Origin of the sequence: Parabacteroides sp. PH5-46, from assembly GCF_029892785.1 — a bacterium.
Taxonomy (GTDB): domain Bacteria; phylum Bacteroidota; class Bacteroidia; order Bacteroidales; family Tannerellaceae; genus DFXE01.
Genome location: NZ_JARXXA010000027.1, coordinates 18,333 through 32,872 on the forward strand (window position 1 = coordinate 18,333; position 14,540 = coordinate 32,872).

General features: G+C 37.9%; 16 protein-coding genes and 1 pseudogene. 15 read left to right on the top strand and 2 right to left on the bottom strand.

What is annotated here, in order from left to right; all coding sequences use genetic code 11:
* Window positions 1-698: 698 nt before the first annotated feature.
* The 9 genes and pseudogenes from M2470_RS17900 (at window position 699) to M2470_RS17940 (ending at window position 6,525) form a co-directional block, all read left to right on the top strand.
* Window positions 699-1,298 carry a type 1 glutamine amidotransferase family protein gene (locus M2470_RS17900; protein ID WP_280746337.1) on the top strand — a complete coding sequence of 200 codons (600 nt, stop codon included), beginning with the start codon at window positions 699-701 and terminating at the stop codon, window positions 1,296-1,298.
* A gap of 38 nt (window positions 1,299-1,336) precedes the next feature.
* Window positions 1,337-1,741 (top strand): VOC family protein, encoded by a 405-nt coding sequence (locus M2470_RS17905; protein WP_280746338.1) that lies wholly within the window; start codon window positions 1,337-1,339, stop codon window positions 1,739-1,741.
* Window positions 1,738-2,151: pseudogene (locus tag M2470_RS17910) on the top strand (pyridoxamine 5'-phosphate oxidase family protein); the annotation flags it as partial. The gene M2470_RS17905 and the pseudogene M2470_RS17910, both read left to right, overlap by 4 nt.
* 15 nt (window positions 2,152-2,166) lie before the next feature.
* On the top strand, window positions 2,167-2,442 hold the full coding sequence (locus tag M2470_RS17915) for a zinc ribbon domain-containing protein (RefSeq protein WP_280746351.1): 276 nt from the start codon (window positions 2,167-2,169) through the stop codon (window positions 2,440-2,442).
* 2 nt (window positions 2,443-2,444) lie between these two features.
* Window positions 2,445-2,963: a GNAT family N-acetyltransferase gene (locus M2470_RS17920; protein ID WP_280746339.1), complete on the top strand. Its 519-nt coding sequence runs from the start codon at window positions 2,445-2,447 to the stop codon at window positions 2,961-2,963.
* A 1-nt stretch (window position 2,964) separates the two neighbouring features.
* Window positions 2,965-3,474, top strand: a complete 510-nt coding sequence (locus tag M2470_RS17925; protein ID WP_280746340.1) for a DUF2867 domain-containing protein — start codon at window positions 2,965-2,967, stop codon at window positions 3,472-3,474.
* 48 nt (window positions 3,475-3,522) lie between these two features.
* Entirely contained in the window at window positions 3,523-4,467 is a 945-nt protein-coding gene (locus tag M2470_RS17930; RefSeq protein ID WP_280746341.1) for a GyrI-like domain-containing protein, read from the top strand.
* 71 nt (window positions 4,468-4,538) lie between these two features.
* Window positions 4,539-5,672: a GyrI-like domain-containing protein gene (locus tag M2470_RS17935; protein WP_280746342.1), complete on the top strand. Its 1,134-nt coding sequence runs from the start codon at window positions 4,539-4,541 to the stop codon at window positions 5,670-5,672.
* Between the two features lie 22 nt (window positions 5,673-5,694).
* Window positions 5,695-6,525 carry a DNA-formamidopyrimidine glycosylase family protein gene (locus M2470_RS17940; RefSeq protein ID WP_280746343.1) on the top strand — a complete coding sequence of 277 codons (831 nt, stop codon included), beginning with the start codon at window positions 5,695-5,697 and terminating at the stop codon, window positions 6,523-6,525.
* A gap of 34 nt (window positions 6,526-6,559) precedes the next feature.
* Here M2470_RS17940 and mobB read toward each other — a convergent pair whose 3' ends face one another.
* Together mobB and M2470_RS17950 are read right to left on the bottom strand one after the other, a co-directional pair.
* Entirely contained in the window at window positions 6,560-7,840 is a 1,281-nt protein-coding gene (gene mobB / locus M2470_RS17945; RefSeq protein ID WP_280746344.1) for a conjugal transfer protein MobB, read from the bottom strand.
* Window positions 7,825-8,265, bottom strand: a complete 441-nt coding sequence (locus M2470_RS17950) for a hypothetical protein (protein ID WP_280746345.1) — start codon at window positions 8,263-8,265, stop codon at window positions 7,825-7,827. The genes mobB and M2470_RS17950 overlap by 16 nt, the downstream gene beginning before the upstream one ends.
* A 547-nt stretch (window positions 8,266-8,812) precedes the next feature.
* Here M2470_RS17950 and M2470_RS17955 point away from each other — a divergent pair.
* The 6 genes from M2470_RS17955 (at window position 8,813) to M2470_RS17980 (ending at window position 14,315) form a co-directional block, all read left to right on the top strand.
* Complete coding sequence (locus M2470_RS17955; RefSeq protein ID WP_163631038.1) at window positions 8,813-9,271, top strand: DUF3408 domain-containing protein; 459 nt, start codon at window positions 8,813-8,815, stop codon at window positions 9,269-9,271.
* 38 nt (window positions 9,272-9,309) lie between these two features.
* Window positions 9,310-10,095: a division plane positioning ATPase MipZ gene (locus M2470_RS17960; RefSeq protein ID WP_280746346.1), complete on the top strand. Its 786-nt coding sequence runs from the start codon at window positions 9,310-9,312 to the stop codon at window positions 10,093-10,095.
* Between the two features lie 2 nt (window positions 10,096-10,097).
* The gene (locus M2470_RS17965; protein ID WP_280746347.1) at window positions 10,098-10,781 is read left to right on the top strand and encodes a hypothetical protein; all 684 of its coding nucleotides are present in this window, start codon (window positions 10,098-10,100) and stop codon (window positions 10,779-10,781) included.
* Window positions 10,782-10,909: 128 nt separating this feature from the next.
* Complete coding sequence (locus tag M2470_RS17970) at window positions 10,910-11,110, top strand: helix-turn-helix transcriptional regulator (protein WP_280746348.1); 201 nt, start codon at window positions 10,910-10,912, stop codon at window positions 11,108-11,110.
* Window positions 11,111-11,127: 17 nt separating this feature from the next.
* Window positions 11,128-13,275, top strand: a complete 2,148-nt coding sequence (locus tag M2470_RS17975; RefSeq protein ID WP_280746349.1) for a P-loop NTPase fold protein — start codon at window positions 11,128-11,130, stop codon at window positions 13,273-13,275.
* 2 nt (window positions 13,276-13,277) lie between these two features.
* Complete coding sequence (locus M2470_RS17980; RefSeq protein WP_280746350.1) at window positions 13,278-14,315, top strand: virulence RhuM family protein; 1,038 nt, start codon at window positions 13,278-13,280, stop codon at window positions 14,313-14,315.
* Window positions 14,316-14,540: the final 225 nt, after the last annotated feature.

The following is a 14,540-nucleotide window of genomic DNA, read 5'->3' on the forward strand; positions in this document are numbered from 1 at the left end:
AGAGAAAATCCGGATAAACAATATTCCTGCCATCCTGTATGGTTCTGCTTCCGATAAGTTATATCTGTATGTACATGGCAAATATTCAAGGAAAGAAGAGGCTGAACATTTCGTAAACATTGCGGGGAGATCAGGCTATCAGGTTTTGAGTTTTGATTTGTCTGAACATGGAGAACGTACCTCCGAACCATATCCATGTACTGTTCAGAATAGCGTACATGATTTGAAAGAAGTGTACTCATTCATTAAAAATAAATACAATAATATATCTTTGTATGCGTGCAGCATAGGAGCCTATTTCAGTCTATTGGCATACCGGGATATAAAGTTTGAGAAATGCCTTTTCCTTTCTCCCATTCTCGATATGAAACGGTTGATACAGAATATGATGAAGTGGTCAAATATATCGGAAGAAGAGTTGAAAGAGAAGGAAGAACATGAAACTTCTTTTGGGGAGACGCTGTCGTGGGATTACTATGAATATGTCCGAAACAATCCTGTCGGCAAGTGGGATAGTCCTACATTTATTCTGTATGGTGAAAATGATAGTCTGACAGAAAAATATGTTCTTGATTCATTCGCAATACAAAATGGTTGTACGGTAGATATTATGCCGGGGGGAGAGCATTATTTCCATACAGAGGAGCAGTTGAATTATTTAGAGAATTGGTTAGAAAACGTAATTAAATAAATACACAATGAACAAGAAAGAAGTAATTTTCGTACTCTTAAACGAGTTTGCAGATTGGGAAGGAGCTTATATCTCCACCTGTCTGAATATAGGTGTTAAGCCCGGAGGTCCAATCAAGTACACAGTAAAAACAATGTCTATCACGAAAGATCCTATCATGTCGATGGGCGGATTCAAGGTATTGCCCGATTACGATCTGAATGATATACCGACAGACCATGCCGGACTGGTATTGATTGGCGGTATGCATTGGTTCTCGCCCGAAGCGGCGCAAATTGTTCCGCTCGTGGAGAAAACCGCTAAAGAGAACAAGTTAGTTGCCGGAATATGCAATGCTTCGGTATTTCTCGGAGCAAATGGTATTCTCAATAATGTAAAGCACACAAGCAACGGATTAGATTACCTAAAACAATATGCCGGAGAAAAATACACAGGCGAAGCCAACTATATCAACAAACAAGCCGTTAGAGACGGAAATATCGTTACCGCCAATGGCACTGCTCCTTTGGAGTTTTGCCGTGAAGTTCTCTATGTTTTAGAAGCAGATACCCCTGAAGTAATAGAAGAAAGCTACCTGTATTATAAGAATGGTTTTTTGCCGAAATAACATTCTAATGATTAAACAACCAATAAAAATAGATAGATATGAAATTCAACAACGTAAGACTATTAGTTAAAGACTATCGCAAGTGTTTCGATTTTTATACCCAGCAGCTTGGCCTGGAAGCCGCCTGGGATGTTGAAGAATGCTATGCCTCGTTCAAAGTAGCCGACGGAATAGAAGGACTTGCCATATTCACATCCGACCTGATGGCTCCCGCCGTTGGTAATGCCGACAAAGCGCTACCCACAGGCTATCGTGAAAAGTCAATGATATCCTTTGAGGTAGAAAATGTAGATGAGACTTATCAAGCGCTTTCGGCGAAAGGAATTAAATTTATTAACCAACCAACGGATATGCCCGGCTGGGGAATGCGTGTCGTCCACCTGTATGACCCGGAAGAGAATTTGATAGAGCTGTTTACTCCACTTAAACAATCAGAGCAATGAAAAACATTACGGAAACAATCGAGCAAATGATCCGCAAACAGAACGTTAGCTTTATAAGTTCTGTGGATGAAGATGGCTTCCCAAACACAAAAGCGATGTTGGCACCTGTTAAACAGGAAGGTATCCAGACATTTTATTGGCACACCAACAGCCTGTCTGTGCGAATCAAGCAATACCGGAACAATCCGAAAGCCTGTATTTACTTTTACGACAAAGACTCTTTCGAGGGAGTGATGCTAAAAGGAACAATGGAGGTTGTTGATGATCCGGACACTAAAAAGGCTATCTGGAAAGACGACTTCTCCATCTATTATCAAGGTGGAGTGGACGGCGGAGACTTTATACTATTAAGATTTACGGCCCAATCCGGTCGCTATTACAGTAACTTCAACTCAATAAGTTTTATGGTAAATAAAGAACAAAATATGAACGACCCAATCTGTCAAAGCTGCGGCATGAATATGAGGACAGCAGAAGAGTTTGGTACGAATGCCGACGGAACTCCCAACGAGGACTATTGCCACTATTGTTACCAGAACGGAGCATTCACCCGTGACGTAACGATGGACGAGATGATGGAAACCAATCTGCAATACATCGATCACTGGAACAAAGAAACAGGAAACAACTTTACACCGGACGAAGCGCGCCCGATTCTTCGCGAGTTCTTATCGAACTTAAAGCGTTGGAAGAAGGATTGAAGATGGAGGATATCGCATTAAAACCTCTATTGGAAGAAGACTTACCTCTATTTGAAGAATGGCTGAATAAAGACTATATCTACAAATGGCTGTGTCCCGATGGTGAGGAACAACGAAAGTCTTGGTTGGAAGAAGTCAATAACAAAGACAGCAAGTACGATTTTCTGACGCACTTCATTGTCTACCACAATAACCACAAAATAGGCTATTGCCTTTATGCCGACTGCTTCTTTCTGAAAGACTTGGAAGAGCAGGGGCATGATTTCGAGGATTTGTATGGAGACATAACAGAGAAAAACCATACCTACGAAATCGGTTACCTGATTGGAGAAGAAGAGTATCTGAATAGAGGCATCAGCAAAATCGTTATCCGGCAGTTAGAACAAAAAATCATTTCTTTAGGCGGATGTGAGATAGCGGCAGACCCTTCCGAAGAGAACATTTTTTCGGTAAAGGCACTATTAAGTAATGGATTCACGAAAAAGAAAGACGGAGATTATAGGAAAGTAATAAAAGGATAGTATGATAATAAAATGCACTCCAATCCCAACAGATAGTTTGGCAAATAAGTATCTTCCGGCAAACTATTCGGATGTATTTGCTTGTGAAGTAGCGGGCAATACATCCCCTTCACCAGACGATATTATTATCAGTTTCTTTACCGATATGCCGGCATGGGTAAAAGCTCTTTTTAGATTACGCAATTTCATGGTTCAATTTGTAGGGTTAAAAGGAAGCAATGAAAGGACTGAGGAGTTAAAAGACTGTATTCGTACCGGTGGTAAATCCGGATTCATATCCGTACCTGACAAAAACAATCATGAAACCGTATTGCTATTGGAAGACAAACACCTGAATGCCTACTTATCTGTACATATCGCAAATACAGATAATAATAAAAAGAATGTATCGCTTATAACAGTAGTACATTTCAATAACCGATTGGGTAATGTGTATTTCGCTATCATCCAACCATTCCATAAAATAGTAGTGAAAAGCATGTTGAAGCGGGCTCTATCTAAACAAACTTAGCAAGAATAGAATATTCCATTTCCTTCCTTTCGATTACTTTTGCTGATTATGAATATACAAGAAAATAGCCGCATAGAATACCGCGCACGTATTAACCGGGTGATGGATTATATCCAACAAAATCTAGACAAACAGATAGACTTAGGCGTGATGGCAGAGATAGCGTCATTTTCGCCCTATCATTTCCATCGGATTTTCACCTATATCGTGGGCGAAACTCCTAACGAATTTGTTTCGCGTATAAGACTCGAAAAAGCGGCTTTATTATTATTTGTCGATACCAATACTTTGGTAAGAGACATTGCTTTTCATTGTGGTTTTGCAAATGTCTCTTCATTCAGTCGTACATTCAAAACTTATTTCGGCTTGACTCCTAAAGAATTTAGAGAGCAAGAAAAAGCAATCTATTTGAAGGATGGTATTCGCTATGGCAAGAATTGCAAAGCAGTCAGCAAGATCGGCAAACACCCGCAACAAGTAAATATTCAACTTTGCAGTGTCGAATTTAATAAATTAATCATTATGGACACAAAAATTGAAGTTAAGCAAATGCCGGAGTTAAATCTGATCTACTGTCGCCATACAGGGGCGTTCAATAAGATAGGTCAGGCATACGAAAAACTCTTCCGTTGGGCAATTCCTCGCGGTCTGGTAACACCGGAAACCAAAACGATAACTGTTTATCGGGACGATCCTGCAATTACAACCATTGAAAAGGTGCGTCAAGATGCAAGTATCATTGTAAAAAGCGAAATAAAAGTAGAGGGTGAAATTAGTAAATCAACACTTCCTGCTGGTAAGTATGCCGTAGGTCGCTTCGAAATAAAGGAAACAGAGTTTGAAGAGGCATGGAACACGATGTGTGCCTGGTTGACCGAAAGCGGCTATCAACCGGACGACAATCCCACTTACGAATACTATCACAATGATTACAGCGAACATCCTGAGCATAAATTCATCGTTGATATCTGTATTCCGGTAAAGCCATTGTGAGTTTAATGCAAAACGCAAAAGATGCCTATTTTGGACAACTATATCCGAAATAGGCATTGTATCTTTGTAGTATGAATCGTGCTGATAAACAATACTGCCAGAGTTGCGGAATGCCTCTCCGTTTCGATGTGGAAGAATATCTGGGAACTAATTCCGATCATTCTTATAGCGACGAGTATTGCTATTATTGTCTGAAAGACGGCGGCTACACGGTTGATATTTCCATGAGCGAAATGGTGGATATCTGGGTGAAGTATACCGATAAGTACAACTGGTATTCCAATACGAACTATACCCCGCAGGAATTAAGAACTCTATTGAATAAACGCCTCCCTACATTGAAACGCTGGCGGCAAAAGGAAGAAACCGAAAGCCAGCATCATAAGGCGGTCAGCCGGATTAAAACGTATATTGACAAAAATCTATTCTCTGATCTTGATCCCGAACATCTGGCCGTAATGGCAAATCTTTCTTTCTTCCACTTCCGGAAAGTATTCCGGAATACGACCGGAGAGAACGTCGGCACATATATTCAACGCCTGCGACTGGAGTACGTTACTCATCTGTTGATTGCGACGAATCAGTCTCTTAACGATATACAACAGCAAACGAATTATGAAACGAAGTTCAGTTTGGCAAAGGCATTTAAGAAACACTTTGGTATTTCCATGTCAGGCTATCGAACGAAATACCAATCGGTAAATACATTGGAGATGCCCAGCAATCTGCCTACCCCCGAAATTCGTCGAATCAATAATCTAAACACCATCTGTCTGGATGTGAATGGCGCTTTCAGAAATGCTCATACCTATCAGGCTATCTGGGGACAACTGAAATGCTACAAAGAAAAGTATTTGTTAAAGACTACAAACAACCACTTTATAAGTATCAGTCAGGATAACCCACAGATTACGTCGCCCGATTTACGCCGTCTGTACATTGGTTTTATAACAGATCAATGTGTGATGCCGGAAGGTAAATTTACTTTGCAAGAGATTTCCGGCGGTATGTATGCTGTCTTTACACACCAAGGCAGCTATTCCCAATTGCCGGAATTGTACAAAACAATCCATGAGCAATGGCTCCCTCATAGCCGGTATATCCAGAAACATCCACTCTCTTTCGAGGTTTATCTGAATACTCCCGATGAAGTGACAGAAGAGGAGCTGATTACAGAGGTTTATATACCCATAGATAAAAAATAATAATAAAAACAGTTATGCCATTATGTTAGAACTCCCCGAAGTAATCACCCTCAGCAAGCAGGCAAACAACACGCTGAAGGGAAAAACAATCACGCAGGTATTCAATGCCACCAAGCCGCATAAGTTTACCTTCTACAACAGCGATCCATTGGAATACGGCAAACTGCTTACAGGCAAAACCATATTGTCCTCGCAAGGCTATGGTATGTTTGTCGATTTCCTCTTGTCGGATCATGTAACGATCAATATCGGTGACGGTGTAAGTGCCCGGTACTATGAGCCGGGCAGTAAAATACCTGCCAACTATCAGCTATTACTGACATTTGATGATGAATCTTTCCTTGTCTTTACCGTTGCCATGTATGGTTTTATCAATGCTTATCCCGATGGTATTATCGACAATAAATATTACAACCTGAGCAAAGAAAGCATCTCCCCGTTGAGCGATCACTACACCCCGATGCAATTCGAGAAGCTTTTTGCAGAAGCAAAGAAAACACTTTCGGCCAAAGCTCTCCTTGCCACCGAACAACGCATTCCCGGTGTTGGCAACGGTGTAACGCAAGATATACTGTTCAATGCACGGATAAATCCGAAACAAAAAGTACTGGCATTATCCGACCCGAAGAAAGAAATCTTATTCAATTCCCTGAAAGACACTTTACAGAAAATGACTTTTGAGGGTGGGCGGGATACGCAGACAGATCTTTACGGAAATAATGGCGGTTACCAAACTATCCTTTCTGCTAAAACATGGAAGAACGGTTGCCCTTGTTGTGGTAGTGAAATTGTAAAAGAAGCTTATTTGGGAGGATCGGTTTATTATTGCCCGGCGTGTCAGAAGATGGATTAATACGTGCAGCTGATAATAGCGTTGACATATGAGTTTATATCTGTCTACCCGGTTTCCGTCTTTTTGCTTTCCATTGTCGTTGCTTTTCTTCATATTCTTTCTCCTTTGCAAAAGCAACATCTTCATAATTTTCACTCTGCGGCTCAATATCAAAGAGACTGAATAGACTTGAAGCGGCATCTGTAATACCAGATAAATTCAGCGAAGGGGAAGACAGCTTTTCCTGTTGAGGTTTATAGTTAACTTCTTTTTCTAGTCTTTCTTCTTTCACAGGAGAATCATTAAATAAGTGTTGGAACTGATTGGCAGAAAATTCTTTGCCGAGTCGTGAGCCATTGAGTATAGCTTGATTCTGATAATCTATAAATGTTACCCCATAGATGCGTCCCTGTTCATTCTTTCTAAAAATGGTTCCGATGTTTTTTTCTTTCAATAGCGACTTAAAATCATTTATATTATTAGCTCCTTTCATCGCTTTGGCAATTATCGGACGAAGGTTTTCCCTTACCCTGTTTTTCTCGATAGCTGATTTGGAGTGTTCAAAATGCTTTTGCATTGCATCATAGCCGACCGATTTACCAAACTTGGAGGATTTAACCGGCACACCGATTTTATCTCCTTTGTCATCTATTACGGAATAAATCAATCCCTGATAGGGCTTGCTTTTATATTCGCCTTTAACTTCTTCCACCGTTATATTGAACTGCTCCAGTATTGTCCGGTATTCTCCAAATGACTGAAAATAGAAATGGCTCATTACCGATTTAGCGATATTACCCATCTGATGTTTTATATCTCCGGCTTTGTAGTCTATCTTCTTTGTCGGGGTATCACTTTCACGCTGTCCTTTCTTCAACGGAACAAGATTAAACTCCTGTTCCAACTCTTTACATATCTTCATTGAACGGGCTACTTCATAGCTGTCGTTTATCTTTTTGCCTATTTCGTCAATCCGTAGAGATACGATATGTGCATGCGTCCGGTCTATATCAGTATGCTTGAAAACAATATAAGGTTGGTTCCCATATCCGAGTTTTTCCATATAGCTTTGAGCTATCTCTGATAACTGCTCATCCGATAGTTTATCTTTCGGGTCGGGATTGAGCGAAGCATGGAATACAATCTTTTCAGTTCTATTGTTCATCGCCAGATAAGGATAAAATGAATCCATACAATCATGGATGGAAAATTTTCCGTCAGGAGGGTTAAACATCTTCTGGCTGTACAATACATCTGCCTGATTGTCTTCCACCTTGATTTTGTTATAGGCTAATACCCCAAATACTGATTTACCCGAACTTATTTTGGCAAGCATCTTTCCCTAATTTGAATGTATAAATCTTCAATTTCAGTTTTCATCAGGATAAAATCCAGTGTTGGTTTCTCGATAATTTTCATCATTGAACGTGCTTTTTCTTCTCCTAAATTTTGTATCAAGACTTGAAAAGCCTGAGTATAATTTGTCTTTATCGCCCGGAATTGAGCAAAAAACTGAGATAATAACATGGCAAAATCAATAGCCGATTTATCTATCGAAACGATTTTTACCGGATTATTCAGTACACAATCCGCAATAAACCGGGACTTACTTTTATGTCCTGACTTCCGGAACAAGGATAGAAACCGTTCATTATCCTTATTATTCAGGCGTATCATATGACGGTAAGTCTGCTTATCAGTTTTAGGTTTACGCCCTCTTTTCTTTTTGAGCCGCCTGGCTCCATTATTAACATGTTCCATGTTCATTAAATATTGAGTTTATTCTTTAAAAGGTTCGACTTGGGAGAACCGTCCCCAAACTTTCGGTTTGGGCAAGAAATGTTTTTGGAGGTGGAAAATGGAATTTTTCGCTGACAAAAACACTTCTTGCTATTGTCTGACGACAATAAAATCCGCCGGCATTGGCGGACGTTCACAGGAACCGGAACGGTTACTCATTTATTGGGAGTTTTAAATCATAGATAACTCCCGGCTTTTCATTCCCGTTGGACAAAGATAGGGGATGAACTTCGCTTATACACAACAGAATAAGCGGACAGAAACGGTCAGTCAGTGCCACTTATACTTGATTCCAAAATCAGCTTTCTTTTATCGTTTTCTTTGTGGCATGAAAGCAAAAATGCAAGTCGGGATACAAGAAAAATTGTCTGTTTGCCTATTTGGCGATAAGTATGCAGATAGACAGATGTGCAAATGTTCAAGTAATCAGAAACAGATACCTGAATAGCTGATTAAATGAATAAAAGAAGAATTGTATAAATATGGGCAATCATAAAATCATTCATATATGGAAGAAGATAATCAAGTAAACAAAAAAGCAGGTGTGAAGATAGACACAAGTGCATTTATCCGTCAAGTCGCGGTTGCAGGTAGCAATGAAGAAATGCCTAAATCCACACAGGCAGAAAATCGGTTGGAAGTTGCCGGAAACAAAACGAACGCAGAACCGGAAATCTCCATTGAAGAAAAAACAAAAGAACCGCCCAAAAAGAAGCGGGGACAATCGGTAGATTATGAATCGGTATTTCTTTCCCGTAATGAACTCCGTAATCGGCAGGGATTGTATATCGGCAAAGACAACTACGAAGTTCTTCAAACCCTTGTCCGCTCAATACGCAATGAACGGATTAGCGTCAGCGGATTGGTTGATAACATCATCAGCCATCATATCGAACTCTATGAAGATGAAATCAATCGTATCTACGAAGAGAACATCAAAAAGCCCATAAAAAGGAGCGGTAAGTAATTCATTTCAGAAACAGTATAAACTAAAAAAAGAGCATCATGAGCAATTCAGAGAATCAAAAGCAAACAAGACCTGTGTATCTTTCTTTCTGCACACAAAAAGGAGGAGCAGGCAAATCCGTCTTCACAACTTTAATAGCCAGTTATCTGCATTATTTGAAAAACTATAATGTTGCTGTAATTGATTGTGATTTCCCACAATGGAGTATCCAGAAGATGCGGAGGCGGGAAGCGGAACAATTACAAACCAATGCTTTTTATCAAAGGAAAGCGGAATCCCTGTTTACAAAATTAGGTAAACTGACTTATCCTATCGTTCCGACCGAACCGGAACAAGCTCTCGCAAGGGCAAAAGCATTTTTGGAAAGCGAATCGGAAGAATACGATGTGGTATTATTCGACTTGCCGGGAACAGTGAATAATGAAAATGTAGTTGAGATATTCTTTCAGATGGATTATCTGTTTGTTCCGATAACCACTTCTCGGATTAATATGGAAAGTACCCTACCATTTATCATTTCTATTAACGAGATGATAACTATGAATCCGCAAGTTAGATTGAAGGGTATCTATCCGTTCTGGAACAGAGTAACGAATCGGGAGAGAAAGGAGCTATTCAATTATTACGAAGAAGCTATTTTAGGATTAGGTATTTCCATTATGGAGAACCGCATCCCGCAAAGTGTCCGTTATGACAGGGAACAATCCATTGAGGGGAATGACTATCTGTTCCTCTCAACAATCTTTCCTCCTGATAAACCATTGCTAAATGGCAGCAATTTGGATTTGCTGGTTGAGGAGATAATCAAAACGATCAAGCTGTAATCATGGAAGCTGAAAAGATAAAAGCAATTCTGTTGGCGACAGCATGTTTCTTTATGGCATGTCTGAACCTCTGGAATATCTTCAAAGACTGGTTTGAGAAGAAATATGAATCAAGAAAGGGAGATGCGGATGAAAATCAACAATCCTCAAAGCCTAGCCAGATACCGGATATTATCGGAAAGTCAAAATTCAAACTATCCGATGAAAGAAAACCTAAACAAGAAGAGTCAATAAAACAGGCTGACCTTTTGAAAAAGGAAATAGCTGAACTGAAAGAACTGGTATTCCTACAATCCAAGATGATAGAAGAGAACAAACCTTTTATGTCTATCCCGTTGAGAGTAGAAGAATCTTCCGACATTGATCCAGATACTTTTGATGATGAAAGTATTCCTATTCTGACGGAAAAGGAACGTTCGCAATTCAGCACAGGAACAACACTTGATGAATTTGAATTAGTGGTCAAAACGCTTCAAGGTAAACCAATTACAAAAGATGAGGAGAAAGAGGTCGGTTATATCATACCGAAGATTGAGGGAACTGATATTTATAATCAATTCACTAAACAGATTCATGGTGCGGAGGAACGGGCTATAGCTATTCTGAATAGGATTGAGGATAATAGGCAAGCCTTGTCAGGTAATGGGTCTGACGATTTTGATTATAGGAAATATATTAGGGAGTGAGTAAAAAAACAAATTATTTATGGATATTATTCAAGTGAAATTCCTCTTTCATCAACTAATTGAAGTACTTTAGAGTGGGTATCGGAAAAAATCAATATATTTGCAAAATACATCAATGATATAATGAAATGGAATTAAACAGGTTGAAGGTCGTACTTGTGGAGAGGAAGAAAACAGGCAAATGGCTTGCTGAAACATTAGGTAAAAACGAAGCTACTGTTTCTCGTTGGTGCGCAAATGTGTCGCAGCCATCGCTTGAAACACTGTTTTCCATTGCTAAGGCGTTGAATGTGGATGTGAGAGAGTTGTTGATTTCGACGAAAAATTAATTTTTATTTCAATAAAGATGATAAATAATGACTTTCATGCGGATAAACCTGCATCCATAGAATCAGAAGACAAATTTCAACGATACAATTTTGCACGTCGAATAGCGGAAACCATTGCTCAGAAACAGAACTGTGATGGAATTATAATAGGTATTTATGGTGCTTGGGGTGAAGGAAAAACATCTGTGCTAAATTTTATTGATTCAGAACTTTCAAAAGTAAATGATGTTATTTGTTTAAAATTTAACCCGTGGAGATATAGTGATGAAAATAGTTTGCTAATAAGCTTTTTTAATGTCTTAACAATCGCATTAGATAAAAATCTTAGTACTGGAAAAGAAAAAGTGGGGGAGATTATCAAAAAATATAGCAGACTTTTAAAATTTGATATTCCTATTATTGGTGGAAATATTGGTGAGGCTGCCGATTCTATAGGCAGCGTAATGGCAGAAATAGATGTAGAAGATTTGAAAAAGCGAGTCGAACAAATAATAATAGATAGTAATAAAAAGCTTGTGATTTTTATTGATGACATTGACCGACTTGACAAATATGAAATTCATTCTATATTTCGCTTGGTAAAACTAACAGCGGATTTTTACAACACTACCTATATTCTTTCTTTTGATGAAGAAGTAGTATCGAAATCAATAGGAGAGAGATATGGCACTGGCGATTTAGAATCAGGGAAAAATTTTCTTGAAAAGATAATACAGGTTCCTTTGACAATTCCAAAAGCACAGCCGGAAGCTCTTCGAGATTATTGCTTTGAAATGATTAATGGCATTTATAAAGTGTATAATATTGAATTGCCTGAGGGTGAAGGTCGACGCTTTGTGTCTCTCTTTACAACCAGCCTCTTGAACAAATTTGATACGCCACGCATGGTTGTTAGATACACAAATTCTCTATCATTTTCAATTCCGTTATTAGCGGGAGAAGCAAATATGGTAGATTTAATGATAATAGAAGCTATTAAAATTGTTTATCCTTATATTTATAAATTTATACGAGAAAATCCTGTTTACTTTATTCCTAGCCACTTGTTAAATAGGGATGATGAAAAAAAGAAAGAACTTGTTAAAAAAGAGATTGATAATCTATGTACTAATTTTAGTAATAAAGAAAAAGAATCAATTATAGAGCTATTAACGGAACTGTTTCCACTATTAGAAACTGCCTATAAAAACATATCGTATCCTGATTGGAAAATTACAGGGTGGTATAAGAATAAGCGCATTGCTTCTCAGAAATATTTTAATCGATATTTTACCTATTCTGTTATTAAAGGGGAAATATCCGATATTTCATTCGAACAACTTGTTTCTAATCTTTCCACAATGTCGGAAAGAGAAATAATTGATGATATAAAACTATTAATACAAAATAGTTCAGCAGATAATTTTATTTATAAATTAAGAAATGTTGAAGCTGATTTACATTGGGATATAGCAAAGAAGTTAGTGAAAATATTGGTTGTAAATACAGAACTATTCCCTCTCAATCCACAAAATTATTTATTTGAATCACAATCGCCAAAAGGACAATTAGCCATCTTTATTTATCAGGTAATAAAGAAGCATAACAACCCAGATGAGCAACTGTCATTTTCTAAAGAGATTATTAATGAATCGATACCTTTAGAATTTACATTCGATATTGTGAGATGGCTAAATCCTAAAGAAGAGGAACCAAATAATATTTTTACGAAAGAGATATTCCAAGAAATTTGGGAAATATTACTTAAGCGGATTTTGAAAGAAGCAGATGAAAAAGATATTTTTGAAGCATTTCCAGAAGAATCATATATGATTTGCAAATTCTGGGAAGGATTTGGGAGAGATGAATTTAACAAGTATATGCATAAATTAATAGACGAAAATCCTCAAAAATCTATATTTCTTTTAAGAACTTATTTGCCTCGGTTTAGAGCTATGGGAGATGACGAATATCGTGATGGAGATTTTAACGAAAAAACATATAAATATTTAGTTTCTATACTCGATAAAGATTATATTGTTGACGCCATTTTCAAAGTCTATCCGAAAGCTGAACTAGAAAAGCAGGAAGTTATATGGAAAGACCGAGATGAAGTTGGATTAACTGATTTTGAAATGGCAAGACAATATTATCACTGGTATTTACTTGATTTAGAAGAATTATAATAATGACCAAGAAAAAGAAATTTCAAATACGAAATAGTACTGCCGAATTTTTGGTATTTACTACCCAATCAGGAGAAAATACGATTGAAGTACGAGTGCAAGATGAAACAGTCTGGTTAACACAAAACCTGATTGCCGAACTTTTTCAAACAACAAAGCAAAATGTCAGTTTGCATTTGAAGAATATTTTTCAAGATGGGGAGTTGGGCGAAAATTCAGTTGTCAAGGATTTCTTGACAACTGCCGCAGATGGGAAAAACTATAATACTAAGTTTTATAACCTTGATGCCATTATTTCGATTGGTTATCGCGTTAATTCACAAAGAGCAACCCAATTCCGGCAATGGGCAACATCCGTTTTGCGTGATTATGCTATTCGTGGTTATATCATTGACAAAAAACGCATGGAGAATGGTTCGTTTCTTAACGAAGACTACTTTGAACACTTGCTTGCCGAAATCCGGGAAATCCGGTTGAGTGAACGCCGTTTTTATCAGAAAATAACGGATATTTATGCTACAGCAATGGATTACAACAAAGATGCAGTTACCACAAAAGAGTTTTTCGCTAAAGTTCAAAACAAGTTGCATTACGCAGTACACGGTCATACTGCTGCCGAAATCATTGTATCAAGAGCTAACGCTGAAAAAGAACACATGGGATTGACTTCATGGGAAAAAAGTCCCGATGGTAAAATAGTCAAAACGGATGTTTCCATTGCCAAAAACTACTTGAACGAAACTGAATTAGAATCATTAGGACGTATTGTCAACGCTTATTTAGATTTAGCGGAAGACCGAGCACAAAGGCATATTCCTATGACAATGGAAGATTGGGCAAAACGTCTTGACATGTTTTTAGAAGTTGCCGACCGGGAAATATTGCAAAACAGTGGAAAAGTTACTGCTCTGATGGCAAAAAACTTTGCAGAAAGCGAATTTGAGAAATACCGTATCATACAAGACCGTTTGTTTGAATCTGATTTCGACAAAGAGATAAAGCGTATTGAAGGGAAGCAAGAAAAACCGGATATTATTTAACAACTCAACTTTATGTAAAAAAAGGCGACTAAAAAAGGTAAATCTGTAAGTAATGCAAAATTTTGTCGATTATATGCATTGACTAGTCAAATTTTGTCGAAAATAAATTTTTATAATATTTTATTTTTAGTTAGTCTATCCTTAAAAGCATTTCATTTATTTGATTGACAATATATTAGTTTGATTATTTCTTGTTTATATCTGCAAGAATTAGTATCTTTATCT